At 68.7% G+C, this 23,030-nt stretch carries 19 protein-coding genes; 5 read left to right on the forward strand and 14 right to left on the reverse strand.

Annotated elements, in window-relative coordinates:
* Positions 1–2: 2 nt before the first annotated feature.
* Both AZL_RS33615 and AZL_RS23160 read right to left on the reverse strand, forming a co-directional pair.
* On the reverse strand, positions 3–596 hold the full coding sequence (locus tag AZL_RS33615; protein WP_052293755.1) for a TetR/AcrR family transcriptional regulator: 594 nt from the start codon (positions 594–596) through the stop codon (positions 3–5).
* A 124-nt stretch (positions 597–720) separates the two neighbouring features.
* Positions 721–2,160, reverse strand: coding sequence for an amidase (locus AZL_RS23160; RefSeq protein WP_012976869.1), 1,440 nt, complete (start codon positions 2,158–2,160; stop codon positions 721–723).
* 676 nt (positions 2,161–2,836) lie between these two features.
* Between AZL_RS23160 and AZL_RS23165 the strand changes: the two genes are divergently transcribed.
* The 3 genes from AZL_RS23165 (at position 2,837) to AZL_RS23175 (ending at position 7,026) form a co-directional block, all read left to right on the forward strand.
* Complete coding sequence (locus AZL_RS23165) at positions 2,837–4,048, forward strand: MFS transporter (RefSeq protein WP_042445111.1); 1,212 nt, start codon at positions 2,837–2,839, stop codon at positions 4,046–4,048.
* Positions 4,049–4,053: 5 nt separating this feature from the next.
* Positions 4,054–5,475: an aldehyde dehydrogenase family protein gene (locus tag AZL_RS23170; protein ID WP_042445114.1), complete on the forward strand. Its 1,422-nt coding sequence runs from the start codon at positions 4,054–4,056 to the stop codon at positions 5,473–5,475.
* A 177-nt stretch (positions 5,476–5,652) separates the two neighbouring features.
* Positions 5,653–7,026: an alginate export family protein gene (locus tag AZL_RS23175; protein ID WP_042445116.1), complete on the forward strand. Its 1,374-nt coding sequence runs from the start codon at positions 5,653–5,655 to the stop codon at positions 7,024–7,026.
* A 69-nt stretch (positions 7,027–7,095) separates the two neighbouring features.
* Here the strand turns inward: AZL_RS23175 and AZL_RS23180 are convergent, their stop codons facing one another.
* The 3 genes from AZL_RS23180 to AZL_RS23190 are packed head-to-tail and all read right to left on the reverse strand — an operon-like array spanning position 7,096 to position 9,921.
* Positions 7,096–8,091 carry a PDR/VanB family oxidoreductase gene (locus AZL_RS23180; protein WP_012976873.1) on the reverse strand — a complete coding sequence of 332 codons (996 nt, stop codon included), beginning with the start codon at positions 8,089–8,091 and terminating at the stop codon, positions 7,096–7,098.
* A gap of 34 nt (positions 8,092–8,125) precedes the next feature.
* On the reverse strand, positions 8,126–8,869 hold the full coding sequence (locus AZL_RS23185; protein ID WP_012976874.1) for a GntR family transcriptional regulator: 744 nt from the start codon (positions 8,867–8,869) through the stop codon (positions 8,126–8,128).
* A gap of 11 nt (positions 8,870–8,880) precedes the next feature.
* A complete protein-coding gene (locus tag AZL_RS23190) occupies positions 8,881–9,921 on the reverse strand; it encodes an aromatic ring-hydroxylating dioxygenase subunit alpha (protein ID WP_042445119.1) in 1,041 nt (346 codons plus the stop codon).
* 453 nt (positions 9,922–10,374) lie between these two features.
* Here AZL_RS23190 and AZL_RS23195 point away from each other — a divergent pair, with 453 nt between their 5' ends.
* Positions 10,375–10,965: a MarR family winged helix-turn-helix transcriptional regulator gene (locus AZL_RS23195; protein WP_012976876.1), complete on the forward strand. Its 591-nt coding sequence runs from the start codon at positions 10,375–10,377 to the stop codon at positions 10,963–10,965.
* 12 nt (positions 10,966–10,977) lie between these two features.
* On the opposite strand, the gene AZL_RS23200 is transcribed toward AZL_RS23195, so the two are convergent.
* The 4 genes from AZL_RS23200 to AZL_RS23215 all read right to left on the reverse strand — a co-directional run bounded on the left by AZL_RS23200 (position 10,978) and on the right by AZL_RS23215 (position 16,501).
* Positions 10,978–12,351, reverse strand: coding sequence for an MFS transporter (locus AZL_RS23200; RefSeq protein ID WP_012976877.1), 1,374 nt, complete (start codon positions 12,349–12,351; stop codon positions 10,978–10,980).
* A gap of 62 nt (positions 12,352–12,413) precedes the next feature.
* The gene (locus tag AZL_RS23205; RefSeq protein ID WP_148219596.1) at positions 12,414–14,009 is read right to left on the reverse strand and encodes an AMP-binding protein; all 1,596 of its coding nucleotides are present in this window, start codon (positions 14,007–14,009) and stop codon (positions 12,414–12,416) included.
* A 106-nt stretch (positions 14,010–14,115) separates the two neighbouring features.
* The gene (locus tag AZL_RS23210; RefSeq protein ID WP_012976879.1) at positions 14,116–14,961 is read right to left on the reverse strand and encodes a p-hydroxycinnamoyl CoA hydratase/lyase; all 846 of its coding nucleotides are present in this window, start codon (positions 14,959–14,961) and stop codon (positions 14,116–14,118) included.
* Between the two features lie 70 nt (positions 14,962–15,031).
* The gene (locus AZL_RS23215) at positions 15,032–16,501 is read right to left on the reverse strand and encodes an aldehyde dehydrogenase (RefSeq protein ID WP_012976880.1); all 1,470 of its coding nucleotides are present in this window, start codon (positions 16,499–16,501) and stop codon (positions 15,032–15,034) included.
* A gap of 231 nt (positions 16,502–16,732) precedes the next feature.
* Between AZL_RS23215 and AZL_RS23220 the strand changes: the two genes are divergently transcribed.
* Positions 16,733–17,431, forward strand: coding sequence for an aspartate/glutamate racemase family protein (locus tag AZL_RS23220; protein ID WP_247894435.1), 699 nt, complete (start codon positions 16,733–16,735; stop codon positions 17,429–17,431).
* Positions 17,432–17,465: 34 nt separating this feature from the next.
* Here AZL_RS23220 and AZL_RS23225 read toward each other — a convergent pair whose 3' ends face one another.
* The 5 genes from AZL_RS23225 to AZL_RS23245 all read right to left on the reverse strand — a co-directional run bounded on the left by AZL_RS23225 (position 17,466) and on the right by AZL_RS23245 (position 22,923).
* Positions 17,466–19,061, reverse strand: a complete 1,596-nt coding sequence (locus AZL_RS23225; RefSeq protein WP_012976882.1) for a gamma-glutamyltransferase family protein — start codon at positions 19,059–19,061, stop codon at positions 17,466–17,468.
* 54 nt (positions 19,062–19,115) lie between these two features.
* Positions 19,116–20,510 carry an aspartate aminotransferase family protein gene (locus AZL_RS23230; RefSeq protein WP_012976883.1) on the reverse strand — a complete coding sequence of 465 codons (1,395 nt, stop codon included), beginning with the start codon at positions 20,508–20,510 and terminating at the stop codon, positions 19,116–19,118.
* Positions 20,511–20,657: 147 nt separating this feature from the next.
* Positions 20,658–21,488 carry an ABC transporter ATP-binding protein gene (locus AZL_RS23235; RefSeq protein WP_012976884.1) on the reverse strand — a complete coding sequence of 277 codons (831 nt, stop codon included), beginning with the start codon at positions 21,486–21,488 and terminating at the stop codon, positions 20,658–20,660.
* Positions 21,485–22,216, reverse strand: coding sequence for an ABC transporter permease (locus AZL_RS23240; protein WP_012976885.1), 732 nt, complete (start codon positions 22,214–22,216; stop codon positions 21,485–21,487). Before AZL_RS23240 ends, AZL_RS23235 begins: the two co-directional genes overlap by 4 nt.
* A complete protein-coding gene (locus AZL_RS23245; protein WP_042445124.1) occupies positions 22,216–22,923 on the reverse strand; it encodes an ABC transporter permease in 708 nt (235 codons plus the stop codon). Before AZL_RS23245 ends, AZL_RS23240 begins: the two co-directional genes overlap by 1 nt.
* Positions 22,924–23,030: the final 107 nt, after the last annotated feature.

The following is a 23,030-nucleotide window of genomic DNA, read 5'->3' on the forward strand; positions in this document are numbered from 1 at the left end:
GGTCAGAGATACATGCGTTGGGCCGCGACGATCAGATTCTGGATTTGCTGTCTGGCCCGCGGCGTGTTGGCGGTGGCGAGCCACTGGAGAACGGTGCCGACGAAGCCGGTGAAGACGAAATTCGCCAGGCCGTCGAGGTCGATGTCCAGTGAGCCGGTCGTGATCTCGGTGGAGGAGGCGAGCGCGTCCCGGTACAGCAGCAGAAGCTCCTCGTACTTCTTCTTCCCCATCCATTCCGACCCCGGGGTCGTCAGGGCGTAGAGCGTGAGGTCGTAGAGCGTCAGCTGTTCTTCCGGTGCGCGCTGAACCTCGCTCCAGATGAAGGTCAGCAGATGGTCGATCCGGTCCCGCAGGGGTTCCGGCTTGGAAAAGGTCATGTCCAGTTCCTGCCGGTACTGCGCGGTCAGATGGCCGAGCACGCTGAGCAGGATCGTTTCCTTGCTTTCGAACTGGTAATGCAGGGTCGCGAGATTGATTCCCGCTTCCGCCGCGATCTTGCGTGTCGTGGCGCCGTGCACGCCCTCCTTGGCGATGACGGTGATCGCCGCCTGCAGGATGGTTTCGCGCTTGGCCTCACTCTTCGCTCTCCGTAACACCTTCGGTTTCCTCCTTGGATCGACGCGGGGCTGCACACCGAAAAAGCGCGCAGGGCCGGGCATTCCGGCACCATCGGCCGGCAGGGAACCGAAACTAGGTCAAATGACTAGTTCGTGCCAGGGATTATCGCGAAGGGCTTGACCCTTTGGGATCGATCGGCAGGATCGGCCCGATGCGCCGGCCCAGCGCCTCGGCGGCGGTCAGGCACAGGCCATCGCGGAACCGCGCCCCCACCAGCTGGATGCCGATCGGCAGCGGCGCGCGCACCACCGGGACCGAGATCGCCGGCACGCCGAGGAAGGCGGTGACGCAGCAGGGGCTGTGCGCCCGCAGGATCTCCAGCGCCTCGCTTTCGCCGACCGTGTCATGGCCGACCGGGAAGGGAAGGGCCCAGGCCGTCGGCAGCAGCAGCAGCGGATACTGCTCGAAGAACAGCTGCCAGGCGCGCTGATAGGTGGCGCGGGCGGTGAAGCCGGCCAGCATCTCCTCCGCCGACAGGCGGGGCGACAGGCCGGCGGTCAGCGCCTGCGAGCGGCGCAGCGGCTCGTCGGCGAGCGCCATCGCCTGCTGCATCGCCGGGCCCTGCATCTCGGTGCCCAGCATCGCCATCCACAGCCGGGCGATCTCGGCGAAGCTGGGCGGTGCGGCTTCCTCCACGGCGTAACCGGCGTCGCTGAGCCAGTCGCCGGCCAGCCGCAGCGCGTCGCGCACTGCAGGGTCGATGGCGTAATCCGGCTCCCCGGTGAACAGGGCGACGCGCACCTTGTCGTCATCGCCCGCCATCGCCAGCGGCGCCGGCACCCACAGAGGATCCCGCGCGTCCCGTGGAACCATCGTCTCCAGCCCCAGGCGGATGTCGCGCACCGAACGCGCCAGCACCCCCTGGGACGAGCCGATCTGTAGGCAGAGCGAGCGCTCGCCCTTGCCGGTCGGGTTGAAGGCGGGAACCCGGCCGGTGGTCGGCCGCATGCCATAGATGCCGCAGGCGCTGGCCGGCAGCCGGGCGGAGCCGGCCAGATCATTGCCATGGGCCAGCGGACCGATGCCGGTGGCGACCGCGGCGGCGGCCCCGCCGCTGGAGCCGCCGACATTGCGGGCGGGATTCCACGGGTTGAGGGTCAGGCCATGCGGCTCGTTGTCGGTGAACCAGCGCACGGAGAAGGGCGGCGCGTTGGTGCGGCCGATGAAGACGGCCCCGGCCTTGCGCCAGTTGGCGACCGGCGGGCTGTCGGTCTCGGCGATCAGGCCGGTGAAGGCCGACACGCCGTTGGTGGTGGCGACGCCGGCCTGATCGACGTTGATCTTGGTGGTGACCGGCACGCCATGCAGCGGGGCGAACGCTTCGCCGGCCTCCGCCAGCCGGTCGGCCCGCTCGGCCTCCGCCAGCGCGCCGGCGCTGAGATCGCCGACCATGGCGTTGATCGCCGGGTTGACGGCGTCCAGCCGTTCCAGACAGCTGCGCGCCGCCTCAAGCGCGGACAGCTCCCGCTTGGCGATCCGGGTGGCGAGATCCGTGGCATCCATCTGCCAGGGAGCCGGCGTTCCAGTCCTCTCGTCAGTCATGATCGTGAATCCCTTGTCGATCCGCCCGTTCGCCGGGCCGCCTGCCTGTTCGTCCGGCCCCTTGATCCGCCGGGGCCCGGCGCCATGCCCAATTATCGGGCGGCGCCATTTTTTGTTCATGTTTCTCTTGACACCGATAGCACCCCATCTGCATGTTGGTCAAACGATTTGGTCAAACGACCAGATTTTTACGGAGACCCCGGTTCGACGGCTCTCCGGGCTCTTTTGCGAAGACAGTTCAAGGAGCGGTCGCACCGCTTCGCGTCCGGGTCTATCCTGCCCCAGGGGGCAGGGAGTCCCCGTCCACGGACAACGATCCGGTGGACGAACCACAGCAAGGACATTCCGGCCCGGCCGCCCTCGCGAGCGTCCGTGGCGACAGCGAATGCCACTGAACAGGCAGCTTCTGGGAGACACATCATGAGGTCTTCGACCCGTCAGTCTTTCGCGGCCATCACTCTTCTCCCGATTGCGCGGAAACTTCGGACCGGACCGGCATGCCGCCTTCCCGGACTGCGTTCTGGCGATCCGCTGACGGCGTGATCCATCGCGGCCCCTTGGCCGCCGGACCGCTCTCATCGGCTTCTTTCCCGCCGCCTCGCAGCATCCGGGCCGACCGGCCGTGGCCGAAGTCCCGGTGCACCCGACTCCCCCCATCGAGAGAGTGCCGCCCCCCATGTCCAATTCCATCGAGTCCGGGGCGCCGCAGGACGGCGCCCAATCCACCGACAGCGCCCTGTCGATCGCCGCGATCACACTGTTCGGCATCGTCGGCCCCTTGAGCTTCCTCGTCTCGCCGGTGGTCACCGGCCAGATGGCCAGCCAGCTCGACTGGTCGGCTGGAACCATCGGCCTGATCATGGGATGCGAACTGGCCGGCGCATCGCTGGTCTCCTTCCCGGCCATGCGCCTGCTGCGCGTCCTGTCGCCGCGCACCGTTGCCCTGCTGGCGGCCATCCTCTTCATCGCCGCCAACGGCGTGTCCGCCCTGGTCACCTCGGTGGATGTCTTCCTGCCGGCGCGCATCGTCGCCGGTGCGGCCGGCGGCGTGCTGTCGGTGGTGGCGCTGGTGTCCGCCGCCCGCGCGGCGAATCCGCCGAAGGCCTTCGCCTATTGGAGCGGCGGCCAGACGGTGGCGGCGGCGGTCGGCCTGCTGTATCTGCCCGATCTGTTCGTCCGCACCGGCCTCGGCGGCATCTACGGCTGTCTCGCGGTGGCGGCGCTGCTGTCGCTGGTGGTGATCGGCGGCTTCGGCAAGGACCTGCTGTCCTCGCTCAACGACGGCGGCGAGCGGCATAATCTGAAGGCGGCGCGCTGGACGCTGGTGGCGATCTTCGGCTTCTACGTCGCGGTCGGCGGCGCCTGGGCCTTCGTCGGCATCCCGGGGGCCGAGCTGGGCTTCACCGATGCCGGGATCGGCATGCTGTCATCGCTGGCGATGACCGCCGGCATCCTCGGATCGGTGCTCGCCTCCCATGTCGGCGGCAAGGCCCATCACAACCGCTTCGTCATCGCCAGCTACCTGCTGCTGGTGCTGTGCCTGGGCGTGATCGAGTTCGTCGCCGACCATATGGTGTTCGCCGGGGTGATCGTCCTCCTCCAGGTCCTGTGGTCCTTCCTGCTGCCGCTGCTGCTGGCGTCGCTCGCCGAAAGCGATGACGATGGCAACATGGTGATCCTGTCGAATATGATCATCGGCGGCGGCGCGGCGCTCGGTCCCATGCTGGCCGGCTACACCATCGACTTCCTCGGCGGTTACGGGGCCGTCGCGACCGAGGGCGGGATCATCCTGCTGCTGTCCGCCGCCGCCTTCGCCCGTTCCCGGTCCCGGGCGCTGGTGAAAGGCGCCGCGCTCCAGGCTCCCTCCAGTTCCCTTTCTCATGGATGACGATCATGGTTGATACCACCCGGTTCTACATCGACGGCAAGTGGGTGCAGCCGCGAGGCTCCCGTCTGATCGATGTGATCAATCCGGCGACGGAAGAGGCCGTCACCCAGGTGGCGCTCGGCACCTCGACCGATGTCGATCTCGCGGTCGCCGCGGCCCGCAAGGCCTTCGAGAGCTTCTCCCGGACCACGCCCGCCGAGCGCATCGACCTGCTCTCCGCCATCCTCGCCGTCTACCAGCGCCGCATCGAGGAATTCGGCGACGCCATCCGGCAGGAGATGGGGGCGCCGCAGGGCTTCGCCTGCCAGGTCCAGGCCGGCATCGGCGTCGCCCATCTGGCCCAGACGATCGAAACCGCCCGCAGCTTCCCCTTCGAGGAGGATCGCGGTTTCCAGCGCATCCTGCGCGAGCCGGTCGGCGTCGTCGGCCTGATCACCCCGTGGAACTGGCCGATCAACCAGATCACCTGCAAGGTGGGGCCGGCGATCGCCGCCGGCTGCACCATGGTGCTGAAGCCCAGCGAGCTGGCGCCGCTCAGCGCCGCCCTGTTCGCCGAAGTGATCCACGAGGCCGGCGTGCCGGCCGGCGTGTTCAATCTGGTCCATGGCGACGGGCCGGAGGTCGGGCAGGCGATCTCCGCCCATCCGGACATCGACATGGTGTCCTTCACCGGTTCGACCCGCGCCGGCATCGCGGTGGCGAAGATGGCGGCCGACACCGTCAAGCGCGTCACCCAGGAGCTGGGCGGCAAGTCGCCCAACATCATCCTGGCCGACGCCGATCTGGCCAAGGCGGTGACCCGCGGTGTCGAGCGCTGCTTCGGCAACAGCGGCCAGTCCTGCAACGCGCCCACCCGCATGCTGGTGCCGGAAGCGCTCTATGAGCAGGTCGCCGAACTGGCGAAGCAGGCGGCGGCGAAGGCGGTGGTCGGCGATCCGCTCGACCCGGCGACCACCCATGGCCCGGTGTCGAACGGCAACCAGTTCCGCAAGATCCAGAGCCTGATCGAAACCGGCATCGCCGAGGGGGCCGAACTGCTGGTCGGCGGCCCCGGCCGGCCGGAGGGGCTGGAACGCGGTTATTTCGTCCGCCCGACCATCTTCGGCCGCGTCACGCCCGACATGACCATCGCGCGCGAGGAGATCTTCGGGCCGGTGCTGTCGATCATCACCTACAAGGACGAGGAGGAGGCGATCCGCATCGCCAACGACACCGTCTATGGTCTGGCCGGCTATGTGCAGTCCGGCGACCCGGCCCATGGCGCGGCGGTGGCGCGGCGGCTGCGCGCCGGCACCATCTATGTCAACGATCCGGCCTGGTCGGCCGCCGTTCCCTTCGGCGGTTACGGCCAGTCGGGCAATGGCCGCGAATATGCCGAGTTCGGGCTGGCCGAGTTCGTCGAGATCAAGGGCGTGGTCGGCGCCTGAGTTTGGGTGCCTGAGCTTGTGTTGTTCGAGTTCGAGGTCCCTCGCGGGTGACGGTTCAAGCCTAGGCGCCTGAACCGTCCGCATCAAAGTCCGGGGGGCGGAGCGGTCGGGATTTTCCGGCCCGCTCCGCCCGAACCGGCGCGAATGAATCAAGACATCACGAACGGAGAGTGCTTCATGTGCAACGCCCTGCGCGTCGCGCCACGGATCGGTGCGCGCGTTTTCAAGCCCGCCTGCCTCGCCGGCACCGCCCTTCTGGCGCTGACCGCCGCCGCGCATGCCGACGTGACGCTCCATGAGCAGAACGGCGTCACGCTCGAAGGCGGCCTGACCGCCGGTCTCGGCGCCATCAGCGTCAAGAACGCCAATCTCGGCGCCGGCGTGACCACGCCCAGCGGTAAGAACCAGAAGGACCGCAACTGGGTCGAAGGCTATGTCGCTCCCAGCCTGAAGCTGACCTATGCCACCGAAAGCGTCGGCACCCTCTACAGCGGCGTGCGCGCGGTGTCGAGCGGGACGGGCGGCGACGGCGATGCCGGCGGCTTCACCCAGGGCCGCCAGGGGCGCACCGACCTCGACAACCTCTATGTCGGCTGGAAGAGCGGCGATCTGCTGTCCAGCCTGGGCAAGGACGCCATCGATCTGGCCTATGGCCGCCAGAATTTCGCCATCGGCGACAGCTTCATCATCGGCGACGGCACGCTGGATTCGCAGCGGCAGGGCAGCTATTGGCTCGGGCCGCGCCGCGGCTGGAACACCGGCACAGCCGTCGCCAAGTTCGACATCGCGCCGGTCCATGCCGACCTGTTCCGCCTGAAGAGCGACAAGAACAGCAACACCGACGTCATCTATGGCGGCAATCTGGAATGGCGCTTCGGCGCGGAGGGCAAAAGCTCGCTCGGCGCCTCCTACATGCGCATCGACGAGTCGAAGCTGGCGACCCGCAAGGGCATGGACATCTACAATCTCCGCGCGCTCGGCGTCACCATCCCGTCGGTTCCGGGCCTGACCCTGTCGGCTGAATATGTGAAGGAGCACAACAACCGCGCCGGCGCCCAGCTGGACGCGTCGGCCTGGTACGGCGAGGCCGCCTACACCTTCGCCGATGTGACCTGGACGCCGCGCGCCAGCTACCGCTACAGCCAGTTCAGCGGCGACAATCCGGGAACGGCCAAGAGCGAGGCGTTCGACCCGCTGCATCTCGGCGCCCCGCGCTGGGGCAGCTGGTTGCAGGGCGAGATCAACGGCCAGTATTTCCCAACCTCCAACAGCAATGTGAAGGTCCACAATGTCCAGTTCGCCGTCCAGCCGACCGAGACGCTGACGCTGACCGCGCTGCTGTATGATTTCCGCTTCGACCGCAAGCCGGCCGGCGTCACCAGCAGCCATGTCGGCAACGAGATCAACCTCGCGGCCGATTGGGCGGCGACGCCCAACCTGCTGGTCTCGGCGGCGGTCGGCCAGTTCTTCGCCGGGGACGGCGGCAAGCAGCTGCTGCGCGGCCGCAAGGACAGCACCGTCTTCGAAGTGGCGGCGATCTTCACCTATTGATCCGGCACGGACGAAAAAAGGGGGTGCCGTCATGGCGCCCCCTTTTCCTTCGCTGCGGCAACCGGACCGTCAGTCGCGGCGGGCGGTGTCGATGGTGATGGCGCCGCCCCTGCCAACGCCGCCGCCAACGCTGGCCACCCGGGAGACGCAGGCGCATAGCCGGTGATTTTCCGCCTGCTGCTGCTCGCTGAAGAACACGTCGCGATGATCGACCTCGCCCTCGACGCCGAGGATGTCCACCGCGCACAGGCCGCATTCGCCGCGCCGGCAGTCGGACAGCAGCTCCACCCCCGCCGCCTCCAGCGCGTCGAGCATCGAGCGGTTCTCCGGCACCGTCACGCTCTTGCCCAGGCGCGGGATGTGGACGGTGAAGGACTCCGGCGCGTAGCGCCCGCTGTTGCCGAAGGATTCGAAGCGCAGCCGCTCCATCGGCCGCCCGGCTTCGCGCCACTGGCGGCGCACCGCCTCCATCAGGCCGATCGGGCCGCAAAGATAAAGCTCGCCATCCGGCGCCAGCCCGGCGATGGCGGCGGCCAGATCCATGCGCTGCCCCTCCTCGTCGACGAAGGTCTCCAGCCGGTCGCCCAGCCGGTCGCCCAGCTCGTCGGCGAAGGCCAGCTCCGCCCGTTTGCGGCAGGCGTAGAGCAGGCGCAGACGCGCGCCGCGCGCGGCCAGGGCCAGCGCCATGCCGTGGATCGGCGTGATGCCGATGCCGCCGGCGATCAGCAGATAGTCGGGGCGGTCCAGCGCCAGCTCGAACAGGTTCTGCGGGGCGGAGATTCGCAGCCGCGCCCCCGGCTCCAGCGTCCACATGTAGGCCGAGCCGCCGCGGCTTTCCGGCAGCCGCTTGACGGCGATCCGGTACAGCCCGTCGGCGGCGTCGCCGATCAGCGAATAGCAGCGGGTGTCGGTCCGCCCGTCGATGGCGACGGTCACGCTGATGTGGCTGCCTGGGGCGGCCGTCCTGGCCGAGATGGCGGGTTCGATTTCAAACAGGCGGATGTCGGGCGCCAGATCGCGCACCGCGCGCAGCCGGGCATCCTGCCAATCGATGGCGAAGCGCATGGGGAAATCTCGCAAAGCAAGGGGAAGGGTGGGGTCAGGCGCCGCGCAGCCGGATCAGGGAGGCCCCCGGAACCCGGTCGAGCTGGCGCTGGTTCTTCACGGCGTTTTCAAGGTTGCGGCGGGCCAGACGGGAATGCTCGCGCGCCAGATGGTCGGCGCGGGCCGCCTCGCCATTCTCGATGGCGTCGAGGATGGCGCGGTGATGCTCCTGCGCGATCACCAGGATCTCGCGGGACTCCGGCAGCTCCGCCTGGACCCGGACGAAGGCGCCCGGCGAGGCGAAGGGCAGCGACAGCACCCGCTCCAGCGACCGCCGCAGCACCGGGCTGTCGGCCAAGGACAGAAGCTCGCCATGGAAGCGGTCGTTGAGACGGACATAGTCGGAGAAGTCGGCGATGCTCAGCGCCGGTTGCCGGACCAACCCGTCCAGCTCGGCGACGATGCCGCGCAGTCCGGCCAGGGCCCCGCGGTCCAGCCGGCGTTCGGCCGCCCGCTGCGCCGCCATGCCCTCCAGCACGCCGCGCAGCTGGATGGCGTCGGCGATGTCGGCCTCGCTGAAGGCGCGGACGACGAAGCCGCCGGTCGGCAGGCAATCGACCAGTCCCTCCTCCTCCAGCCGGACCAGCGCCACCCGGACCGGGGTGCGCGACACCCCCAGCCGGTCGACGATGCCCAGCTCCGACACCCGTTCCCCCGGACTGAGCTCGCCGTTCAGGATCAGCTCGCGGAGTTGCAGCAGCGTACGGACGGTCTGCGAGTTGCGGGGCTGCTCCTCCATGCCCCGCCTCCCTATTCCGCCGCCGAACGGAGCGCCGACGGGGCGCCGCCGCGCTCCATCTGGACCATGCGGTCGATCAGGCGCCGCGACCACATGGCGCCGGCATCGATGTTCAGATTGTAGAAGGCGCGGTCGGGATTGTCGTCGATCGCCTGCTGCTGCGCCTCCAGGATGATCTCGTCCTCGCCGAAAATGCGGGTCACGCCGTCGCGCAGTTCCGCCGTCAGCCGCTGTTCCCCCAGCTTGTAGTTGCGGCAGAAGGCCCAGAAATAATGGCAGGTCTTCTCGGTCTCCGGGGTGATGGTGTTCAGCACGAAGCCGTTCACCCCCTGCGAACGGTCGCCTTCCGGCGCGCCGGTTCCGGTGGGGGCGACGCCGACATCGATGGTGATGGTGCAGGGCGCCTCGAAGCGGATGATTTGCCAGCGGTCGACATTGCCGGGCTTGCCAAGCTGCTTGGCCCAGAAGGGCGGCGCCTCGATGTCGCGCATCCAGCGCGTCACCGTGACGAAGCGGTCGTTGTGCGTCGTCTCGAACGGCGCCTCGGCCACCGCGCGGTTGCCGATGCTGGAGGAATGCACGAAGGTCTCGTGCGTCAGGTCCATGAGATTGTCGAGAACCAGACGGTAGTCGCACTTCACCCGGATCAGCCGGCCGTCGCCGGCCCAGGCCGGATCATGGTTCCAATGCATGTCCGGGATCTTGGCCGGATCGGCGAGCGCCGGATCACCCATCCACACCCAGGCGAAGCGGTGGCGTTCCACCACCGGATAGCGCCGGACGCAGGCCGACGGGTTGATCGTCTCCTGCGACGGCATGCCGACACAGCGGCCCTCCGGATTGAAGACCAGGCCGTGATAGCCGCAGACGAGATTGTCGCCCTCCAGGCGTCCCTTGGACAGCGGCAGCAGCCGATGCCAGCAGGCATCCTCCAGCGCCGTGACGCTATCGTCGGACCGGCGGTAAAGCACCAGCTTCTTGCCGCAGATGGTGCGCGGCAGCAGTTCCCGCCGCAGCTCCACGTCATAGGCCGCGGCGTACCACGCATTCATTGGAAATGTCGGGGTCTTGTCCCTGGCGGTGTCACTCAACGCTCCCTCCCTTGGGGCTGGCGGTCGTGAACTGGAATTTTGCTTGGGGTCAGGCGGCCACCCTTCGGAGGCCATGGGTTTCTGTATACATTCTCCCGAAACTGCACGCAAGAGAGATTGTAATGATTTATTACTATTGTGTCGCCGAGCGTCATCAGGGGGCTTTCAAAGCCCGCTTCCGCTTGGGGCTCCAGAACGGATTCCTAGCCGGAGCGGCTGGCCGACCGCCTCATTCCGCGCCGCCGTTGTATACATCCCGGCGCCCCGCCACTGGCCAGACGGGGTGGCGGAGTGACTCTGTGACGATTTTTTGGAGGATCGCGTTTCTGTCGGGCGGCTCCGCCTGCTACTCTCCGCCCGCGCGCGTCCGGCGACGCGCCTGCCATTTCCAGTGACCAGACGAGTGCTCATCCCATGGCCGACGCCGTCCGCAAATCCCCCCGCAAGCAGGGCGAGGACAAGCTCCCTGCCAAAGCCACTGCCGAGGAGGATGCGGGGGCGGTCGATCTCGGAATTCTCGGCGAGTCGGTGGGGTTTCTGCTGAAGCGGGCACAGATGGCGGTGTTCGCCGACTTCATCGAGACCTTCGCCCCGCTCGATCTGCGGCCGGCGCAATTCTCGGTTCTGGTGATCATCGGCCGCAATCCCGGCCTGAAACAGTCGCAGGTCAGCGCCGCGCTGAACATCAAGCGCACCAACTTCGTCCCGCTGCTCGATTCGCTGGAGGAGCGCGGGTTGGTGGCCCGCAAGCTGGCGATCGGCGACCGCCGCTCCCACGCCCTGCATCTGACCGCCAAGGGCTCGGCGCTGCTGGCGGAGCTGCACCGGCTGTGGGCCGACCATGAACGCCGCATCTGCGAGCAGATCGGGGCGGACGGGCGTGACCAGCTGCTGCGCCTGCTCGGCGGCGTGATCACCGCCGGAAACGGTTCGGCCCCGCCCGACGATGCGGACGAGGCCGAGGCCGCTCCCGCCAGGAAACGGGGAAGACGGAAGAGCGAGTGAGGCGGGAAGGGGTCAGCCGCGGCCCGGCGCCGCAGTGGGTTTCAGGGCGGGTTTCAGGGCGGGGGAAGGCTGCGGCATGCCGGCCGCCCGCTTCAGCCACAGCGCCACCGCCGCCAGGAAACCCGGCACCGCCAGCGCCGTGAGGATGCCGGCGAAGCCCAATTGCCAGCCGGACAGCTCGGCGACCAGGAAGGAGCCGGCGATGCCGCCGAAGCGCCCCAGCCCCATCATCCAGGCCATACCGGTGCCGCGCGCCTGGGTCGGATAATAGGCGGCGGCCAGCGCCCCCAGCGAGGATTGCGCGGTGTTCATCAGCACGCCGGTCACCAGCACGGCGACGGTCAGAAGCCCGACCTGCCCGGCGATCTGGCCGATCACGATGAAGGCCAGCCCGGTCAGCCCATAGAAGACGGCGACGATGCGGTTGCCGTCGAAACGGTCCATCAGCGCGCCGGAGAACAGCGAGCCGATGCCGCCCAGGGGGAACAGGGCGGCGACCAGGGCCGCCGTCGCCGGGGCCAGCCCGGCGTCGCGGAACAGCACCGGCATCCAATTGACCATGGCGTAGAAGATCGTCAGCCCCATGAAATAGGCGATCCACAGCATCAGCGTGCCGACGATGAAGCCACGCGACAGCATCAGCCGGATAGCGCCCCGGCTGTCGCCCACCACCGTTTCCGCCACCAGGAAACGGGTGGCGCCGGCCGCCTCGGCGCCGATCGGCAGCAGAAGCCGCCGGATCCGTTCCACCGGCCGGGCCTTCGCCACCGCGAATCTCACCGATTCCGGAAGCCACAGCACCAAAGCCAGCGCCAGCAGCAGAGGAGCGGCGCCCCCGACCATCAGGACGCTGCGCCAGCCATGGGCCGGGATGATCCAGGCGGCCAGGAAACCGCCGAGCGCCGCCCCGACCGGGAAGCCGCAAAAGACCAGATTGGTGGTCAGCGACCGGCAGCGCGCCGGGCAATATTCGCTGACCAGAGTCAGGGCGGTCGGCATCGCCGCCCCCAGCGCGATGCCGGTGACGAAGCGCCAGACGACCAGCGTGCTCAGATCGCCGGCGAAGGCGGAGGCCAGACAGGCCGCGCCCATCACCAGGACGGCCGCGATCAGCACCGGCCGCCGGCCGATACGGTCGCTCAAGGGGCCGGCGCTGAGCGATCCGAACACCAGCCCGAAGAGGGCGGCGCTCAGCACCGGGGCGAGATCGGGACGCTGCAATCCCCATTCGGTCAGCAGCGACGGGGCGATATAGGCGATGGCCGCCGTGTCGTAACCGTCGAGCAGGACGATCAGCAGGCACAGCACGACGATGCCGATCTGGCGGCGGGAAAACGGATGGGCGTTCAAAAAGCCTTGGACGTCGATGCTGCGTTCCGGGGGCATGGCTGTCCTCTCCCTTCCATCGCGATCATCGCTTTCGGACATGACGTGGACGATACCGGCCGTCAGGCGGCCGGTTCGCTCCGGTACTGGTCGCGCAGCAGGTTCTTGCGCAGCTTGCCCGACGCGGTGCGCGGCAGTTCGTCGGCGATGACGATACGCTTGGGCGTCTTGAAACGGGCCAGACGGCTGCGGCAATGATCGACGATGTCCTGCTCCGTCACCGTGCAGCCGGCGCGCGGCACGACGAAGGCGCAGCCGACCTCGCCCCATTGAAGGTCGGCGATCCCGATCACGCAGGCCTCGGCCACCGTGTCCAGCTCCAGCAGGACCGCCTCGATTTCCGCCGGATAGACGTTCTCGCCGCCGGAGATGAACATGTCCTTCTTGCGGTCGACGATGTAATAGAAGCCATCGGCGTCGCGGCGCGCCGTGTCGCCGGTATGGAACCAGCCCTCGGCATCGGTGGAAGCCGGACGGTTCCAGTAGCCGGGCGAGAGGTTCGGGCCGCGCACCAGGATCTCGCCGACCTCGCCCTCGCCGACCTCGTCGCCGGCATCGTCGACCAGCCGCAGCCGCACCGAGGCCGGCGGCAGTCCGGCCGATCCGGCCTTGGCCGCGATGCGCGGCAGGTCGTCCGGCGGCATGCCGAGGACGGTCCCGCCCTCGCTGCTGCCATAGCCGTCGGCCATCGGCACGCCGTCATCGACGAAACGGCGGACCATGGCCGGCGGGTTGGGCGCGCCGCCGGTGCCGAAGAAGACCATCCGCGCCAGCTTCGCCGGATCATAGCCCGGCTGCTGGCGCAGGGTCTGCGCCATCTGCGGCACGCACATGTAATGCGTCACCCCCAGCGCCGGGTCGGACAGCCGCTCCAGCGTCCGCACCGGATCGAAGCCGGGGGACATCAGCAGCGTGCCGCCCTGCAACAGGGTGGTGCGGGTGATTGTGACGATGCCGATCACATGGAACAGCGGCATGTCGCACAGGAAGACGCTGCGGCGGTCCACCCGGTTCAGCAGGGCGAAGTTGGTCGCGGTGAAGAAGGCGGTCTGTTCGGTGTGGATGGCGCCCTTCGGCTGACCCGAGGTGCCGGAGGTGTAGATGATGATCGACGGCGTTCCGGCGTCGCGCGGCGGCAGGCCGGTAACCGGCTCCGTCTCCTCCCGGCCGCGGCGGACCTCGGCAGTGGCGGCCAGCGGCAGGTCCGGCAGAGTATCGCGCAGAGTCTGGCCGACGCTTTCCGCCGTCCTGGCGAACTCGTCGTCATGGACCAGCAGCGACGGGGTGGAGTCGGCCACCAGCCCCGCCAGTTCCGGCGCGGTCAGCCGCCAGTTCAGCGGCACGAACACCGCGCCGGCCCGCACGCAGGCGAAGGCGGCGATCATCTGGTCGATGCCGTTGCGGCCGAGCCAGGCGACGCGCCGCCCGCCGGCACCCTGCCGCGTCCGCAAGTCCAGCCGCCGGATCAGCCAGGAGGCGCAGCGGTCGATCCGCTGGTGCAGCGCCTGATAGGTCAAACGCTCGCCGGTGGCGAGATCGATGCAGGCCATGGCGTCCGGCTGCACCGCGGCCTGATAGGCCACGGGGTCGGGTGCTTCCCATCGCAGGCCAGCACCGCTCCCGTCGCCTCCGGGAATCCCGGAGTCGGTCACAGTCATTCCCACCCTCCCATTTGCGGCCGCGCCGGTCCCGCCTTTTGTCTTTTGGCATGGATCACCGGCGCGGCCCTTGCTCCAACCGACGCTGTGGCCGGGCTGCCGGTCCTCAGCGCTTGTAGGCGCCGAGCCCCGGACGGTAGGTCTTGTCGTCGATGAACTGCTTGATGCCCTGCTTGCGGCCTTCCGACTTGTCGAGATAGTTCAGCGATTCCTGGCGGACCACCAGATAATCCTCGGCGGCGTCGAACGGCATCTCGACCACGCGCTTGAAGGCGTCCTTGGCCGCCTTCAGGGTCTGCGGGTTCTTCTCCAGCAGATTGTCGGCGATGGCACGGACCTTGGCCCGCAGTTCGGCGTGCGGAACCGAGAAATTGACCAGCTTCATCTCCGCCGCCTTGCGGCCGTCGAAGGTCTCGCCGGTCAGGATGTAATACATCGCCTCGCGCTGGCTCATCAGGTCGGCGACCACCTTGGTGACGTTGCCGCCGGGGATGATGCCCCAGTTGATCTCCGACAGGCCGAACTGCGCCTCGTCGGCGGCGACCGCCAGATCGCAGGCGAACAGCGGCGAGAAGGCGCCGCCGAAGCACCAGCCGTTGACCATGGCGATCGACGGCTTCTCGAACCAGCGCAGGCGGCGCCACCAGCCATAGGAGTCGCGCTGGGCGCGGCGGGTCGCCATGTGGCCCTTGGCCTCGGTCTCGCGGAAATACTCCTTCAGGTCCATGCCAGCCGAGAAGGACTCGCCGGCGCCGGTCAGCACCAGCACCTGGCAGCGGTCATCGACCTCCAGATCGTCGAGCACGCCGTGCATGCGGGCGTTCAGCGCCGGGTTCATCGCGTTGCGCTTGTCCGGCCGGTTCAGCGTGACCCAGGCGACGCCATTGTCGAGTTCGACGGTGACCACATCCTCGGCGGTGCCCGTCCGGGCGGCGGCTTGCTGCTGCGTCATGGACTCTATCCTTTTGATCGAAGTCGGTATTTTTGATGGGGACGCCGGAGGGCGGCGCCAAAGGGGGATGTCAGATCGGGAAATGGCCGGGCAGGGTCTCGACCGTGATCCAGCGCAGTTCGGTGAAGGCGTCGATGCCGGCCTTGCCGCCAAAGCGGCCATAGCCGCTGGCCTTGACGCCGCCGAAGGGCATCTGCGCCTCGTCATGCACGGTCGGGCCGTTGACATGGCAGATGCCGGAGCGGATACGGCGGGCGACACGCAGGCCCCGCGCCGTATCGCGGGTGAAGACGGCGGCCGACAGGCCATATTCGGTGTCGTTGGCGATGGCCACCGCCTGCTCCTCGCCCTCGACACGGACGATGGTGACCACCGGGCCGAAGGATTCCTCGGCATAGATCCGCATGTCGGGCGTGACGCGGTCGAGGATGGCGGCGGGCAGCAGCGTGCCGTCGGGCGCGCCGTTGCGGTGGAGCACCGCGCCCTTGGCGACGGCGTCGTCGATCAGCGCCTGCACATGCCGGGCGGCACCGCGATCCACCACCGAGCCGAGCGGCGTCCGCCCCTCGCGCGGGTCGCCGGCCACCAGCGTGGCGGCCTTGGCGACGAACTTCTCCAGGAAGGCGTCGGCGACCTTGGCATCGAGCACGATGCGCTCGGTCGACATGCAGATCTGGCCCTGGTTGAAGAAGGCGCCGAAGGCGGCGGCCTTCACCGCCTCGTCCAGGTCGGCATCGTCCAGCACCAGGAAGGGCGCCTTGCCGCCCAGCTCCAGCAGCACCGGCTTCAGTTGCGCCGCCGCGCGCTGGGCGATCAGCCGGCCGACACGGGTCGATCCGGTGAAGTTGATGCGGGCAACCGCCGGATGGTCGATCAGGGCGTTGACCACCTCCGCCGCGTCCTCCGGCGCGTTGGTGACGACATTGACCACCCCGTCGGGCAGGCCCGCCTCCTGGAAGGACTGGCCGATCAGCGCATGGGTGCGCGGGCAGAGCTCCGACGCCTTCAGCACCACGGAATTGCCGCAGGCGATGGCGGTGGCGATGGCGCGCACGCCAAGGATGACCGGGGCGTTCCACGGCGCGATGCCGAGCACGACGCCGACCGGCTGGCGCACCGCCATGGCGAGGCAACCGGGCTTGTCGGACGGGATCACCTCGCCGGCGATCTGGGTGGTGAGCGACGCCGCCTCCCGGATCATCGAGGAGGCCAGCATCACGTTGAAGCGGGCCCAGCCCTCCGTCGCCCCGGTCTCCGCCGCCATCGCCGCGACGAAATCGTCGGCACGGGCGGCCAGCGCGTCGGCGGCCTTCAGCAGCAGGGCGCGGCGGGTGTTGGGGCCGGTCTCAGACCAGCCGGCGAAGGCGGCCTCGGCCGCTTCGGCGGCGGCGGCGGCATCGACCGCCAGGCCGGCGGCGGCGGAGGTCGCCACGTCGCCGGTGATCGGGTTGCGGCGTTCGAACCGCCGTCCGCCGCTGGCGGCAACCGTGCGTCCGCCGATCAGCAGGTCGGTCGACGCGGCAACAGACACATGTTCCATCGAAGTCTCCACTCCACCCCGCCGCCTTCGGCAGCTTATGAACCCTGAAGTCAATTGTTATTTATCATAACAATTATAGGCGGGTCAACGCGAATTGCGGGGGTGCCGAACACTCTTCCCTCCTGGGGGGAAGCAGGATGCCCCTGCGCCCGCCGCGCGGCGTTGCCGCCGGTGATCGCTTCGGTCAAGAATGCGCGGCTTGGAGCTGGGTCGAACGAAGGGAAAGCCTTGATGACCGCCGAACCGATGACGGGACCGCGCATCGCCCTCATCCATGCGCTGGAGGAATCGGTCGCCCCGGCGCGGGCCGCCTTCCGGGCGCATTGGCCCGAGGCGCGGATTTTCGATCTGCTCGACACGTCGCTGTCGGCCGATCTGGCCGAGGCCGGACGGCTCGACCGGGCGATGATGCGGCGGTTCGGGACACTGGCCGGCTATGCCGCCGGCACGGCGGGGGTGGGTGGGCGGACGGCGGGGATCCTGTTCACCTGTTCCGCCTTCGCCCCGGCGATCGACGCGGTCAAGACGCGTCTGCCGATCCCGGTGCTGCGCCCGAACGAAGCGGCGTTCGAGGCGGCCCTGGCGATCGGCGACCGCATCGGCATCGTCGTCAGCTTCGGCCCGTCCGCCGCCTCGCTGCGCACCGAACTGCTGGAAATGGCGAAAGCCGTCGGCCGTCGGATCGAGGTCACGGTTGCCGTCGCCGACGGCGCATTGCCGGCACTCAAGAGCGGCGACGGCGCCGGTCATGACGAGCGGGTGGCACGCACCGCAGACCGTCTGCGGGACTGCGACGTGGTCATTCTCGGCCAGTTCTCGCTGGCCCGCGCCGAGGTGACGCTTCAGCCGCTGCTGGACGTTCCGGTCCTGACCACACCCGGAACGGCGGTCGAGGCGCTGCGCCGGCGGGCCTCGCCGCCCGCCTCGTGAAGCGCCCCAACCTCCGGGACCTGTGGCTGCCCGCTCAATAGCCGAGCGCGCAGCCGTCCTTGCGATGATCGGACCCGCCGACCAGGGTGCCGTTCTCCCAGTCGATGCCGATGGCCTGGGCGCCGCCGATCGCCCAGTTCGGCGCCTTCACGGTGAAGCCGCGGCGGGTCAGCTCGGCCCCGACCTTGTCGCGGACCGCCGTCTCGGCCTCGACGCTGCGGGTGCCGGGCAGGGGGAACAGGCGCGGCAGATCCATGGCGCTCTGGAGATCCAGGCCGTGGTCGAACAGCTTCGACAGGAAATGGGCATGGCCCATCGCCTGGTAATGCCCGCCCATCACGCCGAAGGTCAGGCTGACCCGGCCCTTCTCGGTGACCATGCCGGGAATAATGGTGTGCATCGGCCGCTTGCGCGGCGCCACCATGTTGGGATGCCCGTCGACCAGCGAGAAGCTCTGGCCCCGGTTGTGGAACAGCACGCCGGAACGCGGCGCCATCAGCCCGCTGCCATAGGGATGGAAGATCGAGCTGATGAAGCTGACGGCGGTGCGGTCCTTGTCGACCACGGCGATATAGACGGTGTCCTTGTGCTCGACGCCGTCGAACACACCCTTGGTGTCCAGCGCGCGGCCGAGGTCGATGCGGGCGGCAAGTTCGTCGGCCAGCGCATCGGACAGCAGATGCTCCGCCATCGAGGTCTTGGCATGGGCCGGATCGGCCAGGAAGGCGTCGCGGGCGGCATAGGCGAGCCGCGTCGCCTCGATCTCGACATGCAGATTGTCGACGCCGAGCGGATCGCCGGACGGCGAGAAGCGCTTCAGGATGTTCAGGATCATCAGGGCGATGATGCCCTGGCCGTTCGGCGGGCATTCATGGACGGTCCGGCCGCGATACTCGGTCTGGATCGGTGTCACATACTCGCCCTTGGCGGCGGCGAAATCCTCCAGGCTGTGGAAGCCGCCGACGCCGCGCAGGAACGCCACCATATCCTCGGCGATGGCGCCGCGATAGAAGGCGTCCGGCCCCTCGCGCCCGATGGCCTCCAGCGTGTCGGCCAGCAACGGCTGGGTCTGGACCGTGCCGGCGGCGGGGGCCCGCCCGTCCACCAGGAAGGTCGCGGCGGAGGTCGGGTCGCCGCGCAGCAGCTCGGTCTGCTGGGCGAGGTCGTGCGACACCCGCGGGGTGAGGGCATAGCCGTCGCGCGCCAGGGCGATGGCCGGGGCGAACACCTCGCTCAGCGGCATGCGGCCATGGTCGGCGACCAGCCGGGTCCAGGCCTCCACCGCGCCCGGCACCGTGACCGCATGGGGCGACTGGCGCCCGATCTCAGTGACACCCGCCGCGCGCAGGGCGTCGAGCGTCAGCGCCGCCGGCGTGCGGCCCGACCCGTTGTAGGCGCGGATGTCGGTCCCGCCCTGCGGGGCGACCAGGGCGAAACAATCGCCGCCGATACCGGTGGAGCCCGCCTCGACCACGCTCTGGACCGCGCAGGCCGCCACGGCGGCATCCATCGCGGTGCCGCCGGCCTTGAGAATCTCGACCGCCGTCAGGGTGGCGGCCGGGTGGGAGGTGGCCGCCATTCCGTTGCGGCCCATGGCGAGCGAGCGGCCAGGTTCTTCGAAATTGCGCATGGTCTCAGTGATGCTCCCCGATGTCGGTCTTACAGTGGACAGGCTGGACCGCGCTCACAGGTCGGTCCGACCGCGTTCCAGCCAGGCCAGCGTATCGTCCAACGCGCCGCCGATCTGCGCAACCACGTGGCGGACCTCGTCGGCGGTGATGATCAGCGGCGGGCAGAGATGGATCATGTCGCCCAGCGCCCGGGTGATGACGCCGCGCGCCTGGGCATATTTCCCGACCCGGTTCGCCACGCCGAGCGCCGGGTCGAACGGCGTCTTCGTCGCCTTGTCGCTGGTGATCTCCAGCGCGCCGATCAGCCCCATGCCGCGCTTGTCGCCGACCAGGGGATGGTCGGCCAACCCGTCCAGGGCGGCCTGCAGAACCGGGGCGACTTCCCGCACATGGCCGAGGATGTCGCGTTCCTCGTAGATCTTCAGGGTCTCCAACGCGACGGCGGTGGCGACCGGATGACCGCTGTAGGTGAAGCCATGGCCGAAGGTGCCGATGGCGCCGCCCTGCTCGCGGACCGCGCTGTAGATCGTCTCGTTCACCATCAGGGCGGAGATCGGTTGATAGCCGGCCGACAGCTGCTTGGCCATCGAGATCATGTCGGGCTTCAGGCCGAAGGCCTCACTGCCGAACATGGTGCCGAGACGGCCGAAGCCACAGATCACCTCGTCGGCGATCAGCAGGATGTCGTACTTGCGCAGAACCGCCTGGATCTTCTCGTAATAGGTCGCCGGCGGCACGATGCAGCCGCCGGACGCCATCAGCGGCTCGGCGAAGAAGGCGCCGATGGTGTCCGGCCCCTCGCGCAGGATCAGCGCCTCCAGCGAGTCGGCGCAGCGGGTCGCGAACTCCTCCTCGGTCTCGCCGGGCAGGCCGTGATGGTAGAGGCTCGGGCAGTCGGTGTGCAGGATGCCGGGCAGCGGCAGGTCGAACGCCTTGTGGGTGTAGGGCAGGCCGGTCAGGCTGGCCGAGGCCACCGTGACCCCGTGATAGGCGCGCAGGCGGGAGATGATCTTCTTCTTCCGCGGCTTGCCGATGGCGTTGTGATAGTACCAGACCAGCTTGATCGCGGTGTCGTTGGCCTCGGAACCGGAGTTGGCGAAGAACACCTTGGACATCGGCACCGGGGCCATGGCGAGCAGCCGCTCCGACAGCTCGATCGCCGTCTGGTGGGAACGGCCGCCGAAGCTGTGATAGAAGGGCAGGGCCTGCATCTGCCGGTGCGCCGCCTCGACCAGCCGGCTTTCGCTGAAGCCGAGCGAGGCGCAGAACAGGCCGGCCAGCGCCTCGACATAGCGGTTGCCGTCGCTGTCGATCACATGGATGCCGTCGCCGCCCGCCAGCACCAGCGGGCCGTCCGCCTCATGCACCACCGGGTTGGTGTAGGGGTGCAGGATGGAGGCGACATCCCGCGCTTCCAGCGAATTCGGCCGCCGGGCCTCACCATGCATCGTCGTCATCTCGGTCTCTCCCGCCGGTCGGCGCCGGCCAGTGGTTCGGTTGGTATCCAGTATTGTATACGATTTGGGGGCGGCCGGGGCGCAATCTCGACGGGCGCCACGATCCCTCCCCGCCCTCACGCACTCAGCCTTGGGTCATCAGGACTGCGTCCGCTTGATGAACTGGCGGAAGCGGTCGGTGCTGGGGTGGGCGAACATCTCCTCCGACGGCCCCTCCTCCTCGACCCGGCCCTGGTGCAGGAACATGCTGCGGGTCGAGACATGGCGGGCGAAGCCCATCTCATGGGTGACCACCAGCATGGTCCGGCCTTCCTCGGCCAGTCCGCGCATCACCTTCAACACCTCGCCCACCAGTTCGGGGTCGAGGGCGGAGGTCGGCTCGTCGAACAGCAGCACCTCCGGATGGCTGGCCAGCGCGCGGGCGATGGCGGCGCGCTGCTGTTGCCCGCCCGACAGCACCGCCGGATATTCGTGACGCTTGGCCGCCAGCCCGACCTTGTCGAGCAGCGCCTCCGCCTCCTCGATGCACTCCTTGCGCGGGCGGCCCTGGACATGCACCGGCGCTTCGATGACGTTCTGCAGGATGGTCATGTGGGGCCAGAGGTTGAAGCTCTGGAAAACCATGGAGGCGCGGGTGCGCACCCGCGTGAGCTGGGCCTGGTCGGCGGGGACATGCCGGCCGTCGCGGCGGCGGCGCATGCGCACATGCTCGCCGCAGACGATGATGTCGCCGGAATCCGGGGTTTCCAGGAAATTCACGCAGCGCAGCAGGGTCGATTTCCCCGATCCCGACGAGCCGAGGATCGAGATGACGTCGCCCTGGTTGGCCTTGAGGGAGATGCCCTTCAGAACCTCGACGGAACCGAAGCTCTTGTGCAGATCGATGACGGCGATCTTCTCGATCGGCCGGACAGGCGTGTTGTCCCGCAGTTCCGAAGATTGTTGAGGAGGGGAGTGCGTCGCGCTCATGCGGGTTCTCCGGTGATGCAGGTTTTTTGCCGCGCGGGCTGGGCATGGCGGCGCCGGGGCGACAGCCACCATTCCAGCACCAGGATCGCGCGGGTCAGGATGAAGGTCAGGGCGAGATAGATGATGCCGGCGCAGGCGAAGATCTCGACCGCGCGGTAGGTCTGGGCGATCATCTTGCCGGCCAGCCCGGTCACCTCCATCAGGGTGATGGTGGAGGCGAGCGAGGTCGCCTTCGCCATCAGCACCAGCTCGTTGCCATAGGCCGGCAGCGCCTGGCGGATCGCCAGCGGCAGCACGATCCGGCGCAGCCGCATCAGCGGACGCATGCCGCAGGCCGACGCCGCCTCCAGCGCGCCGGGGGGAACCGAGTTGAGCCCGCCGCGGATGATCTCGCTGGAATAGGCGGCGGTGTTCATCGCCATCGCCAGCACCGCGCACCAGTAGGGGTCGCGGAAGAAGCTCCACAGGCCGAGCTCCTGCAAGGCGGGACGGAACTGCCCGAGGCCGTAATAGATCATGAACAGCTGGATCAGCAGGGGCGTGCCACGGAAAACGAAGACATAGGCGCGGGCCGGAGCCGACAGCAGGGCGACGCCGGAGGTCCGCATCAGCGCCAGCACCAGCGCGCCGGCCCCGCCCAGCAGGATCGAGCAGGCGGTGAGGTTCAGCGTCAGCGGCAGACCGCCGAGCAGGGTCAGCAGGGTCGCCTGCATGAAAGACAGATCCATCATCCCCTCCTGAACGGGCGCAGGGACCGGATCTCCGCCCAGCGGAAAGCCTGTCCGGACAACGAGGTGATGGCCAGATAGAGCAGCAGGGCGGCGGAATAGAACAGGAAGGGCTCCCGCGTCGATCCGGCGCCGACCTGGGCCGCCCGCAGCAGTTCGACCAGCCCGATCACCGAGATCAGGGCGGAATCCTTGAGGATCAACTGCCAGACATTGCCCATCCCCGGCAGGGCGTGGCGGAACACCTGGGGCGCCAGCACTCGGCGGAACATCAGCAGCGGCCCCATCCCGGCGGCGCGGGCGGATTCGATCTGGCCGCGCGGGATGACGTTGAAGGCGCCGCGGAACACTTCGGCCTGATAGGCGGCGGAAACCACGCCCAGCGCCAGCACGCCGGTCAGGAACACCGGCAGCCCGATGAAGCCGCCGTAGCCGGCGGCGTTGCCGATCCAGGACAGGATCTGGCTGCCGCCGAAATAGAACAGATAGATGACCAGCAGATCGGGAACCCCGCGCAGCACGGTGGTGATGGCGTCCGCCGCCGTGCGGGCGATGAAGCCGCCGGCGATGCGGGCATAGGCCAGCAGCGCGCCCAGAACCGCGCCGACCACCAGCCCGGAAACGGACAGCGCCACCGTCATCAGGGCGGCGCACAGCAGGGGAAGGCCCCAGCCGTTCGGCCCCAGGAACAGGTCGAATAACCGCATCAAGAGTTGCTCCTTCCAGGATCGACCCCGGAGGGGCGGCACGGCGGCCTCTTGTCGTCGCCGCCGTGCCGAACCGCCTCGGCCCGCCTACCCGCGGGCGCTGGAGG

This window comes from Azospirillum sp. B510, assembly GCF_000010725.1.
In the GTDB taxonomy this organism is placed as follows: domain Bacteria; phylum Pseudomonadota; class Alphaproteobacteria; order Azospirillales; family Azospirillaceae; genus Azospirillum; species Azospirillum lipoferum_B.

Excerpts from the sequence above, each read along its gene's own strand:
- AZL_RS23160 (WP_012976869.1), bottom strand. The coding sequence starts at position 2,160 with ATGACTGACGAGAGGACTGGAACGCCGGCTCCCTGGCAGATGGATGCC.
- AZL_RS23165 (WP_042445111.1), top strand. The coding sequence starts at position 2,837 with ATGTCCAATTCCATCGAGTCCGGGGCGCCGCAGGACGGCGCCCAATCC.
- AZL_RS23170 (WP_042445114.1), top strand. The coding sequence starts at position 4,054 with ATGGTTGATACCACCCGGTTCTACATCGACGGCAAGTGGGTGCAGCCG.
- AZL_RS23175 (WP_042445116.1), top strand. The coding sequence starts at position 5,653 with ATGTGCAACGCCCTGCGCGTCGCGCCACGGATCGGTGCGCGCGTTTTC.
- AZL_RS23180 (WP_012976873.1), bottom strand. The coding sequence starts at position 8,091 with ATGCGCTTCGCCATCGATTGGCAGGATGCCCGGCTGCGCGCGGTGCGC.
- AZL_RS23185 (WP_012976874.1), bottom strand. The coding sequence starts at position 8,869 with ATGGAGGAGCAGCCCCGCAACTCGCAGACCGTCCGTACGCTGCTGCAA.
- AZL_RS23190 (WP_042445119.1), bottom strand. The coding sequence starts at position 9,921 with ATGAATGCGTGGTACGCCGCGGCCTATGACGTGGAGCTGCGGCGGGAA.
- AZL_RS23195 (WP_012976876.1), top strand. The coding sequence starts at position 10,375 with ATGGCCGACGCCGTCCGCAAATCCCCCCGCAAGCAGGGCGAGGACAAG.
- AZL_RS23200 (WP_012976877.1), bottom strand. The coding sequence starts at position 12,351 with ATGCCCCCGGAACGCAGCATCGACGTCCAAGGCTTTTTGAACGCCCAT.
- AZL_RS23205 (WP_148219596.1), bottom strand. The coding sequence starts at position 14,009 with ATGACTGTGACCGACTCCGGGATTCCCGGAGGCGACGGGAGCGGTGCT.
- AZL_RS23210 (WP_012976879.1), bottom strand. The coding sequence starts at position 14,961 with ATGACGCAGCAGCAAGCCGCCGCCCGGACGGGCACCGCCGAGGATGTG.
- AZL_RS23215 (WP_012976880.1), bottom strand. The coding sequence starts at position 16,501 with ATGGAACATGTGTCTGTTGCCGCGTCGACCGACCTGCTGATCGGCGGA.
- AZL_RS23220 (WP_247894435.1), top strand. The coding sequence starts at position 16,733 with ATGACCGCCGAACCGATGACGGGACCGCGCATCGCCCTCATCCATGCG.
- AZL_RS23225 (WP_012976882.1), bottom strand. The coding sequence starts at position 19,061 with ATGCGCAATTTCGAAGAACCTGGCCGCTCGCTCGCCATGGGCCGCAAC.
- AZL_RS23230 (WP_012976883.1), bottom strand. The coding sequence starts at position 20,510 with ATGCATGGTGAGGCCCGGCGGCCGAATTCGCTGGAAGCGCGGGATGTC.
- AZL_RS23235 (WP_012976884.1), bottom strand. The coding sequence starts at position 21,488 with ATGAGCGCGACGCACTCCCCTCCTCAACAATCTTCGGAACTGCGGGAC.
- AZL_RS23240 (WP_012976885.1), bottom strand. The coding sequence starts at position 22,216 with ATGGATCTGTCTTTCATGCAGGCGACCCTGCTGACCCTGCTCGGCGGT.
- AZL_RS23245 (WP_042445124.1), bottom strand. The coding sequence starts at position 22,923 with ATGCGGTTATTCGACCTGTTCCTGGGGCCGAACGGCTGGGGCCTTCCC.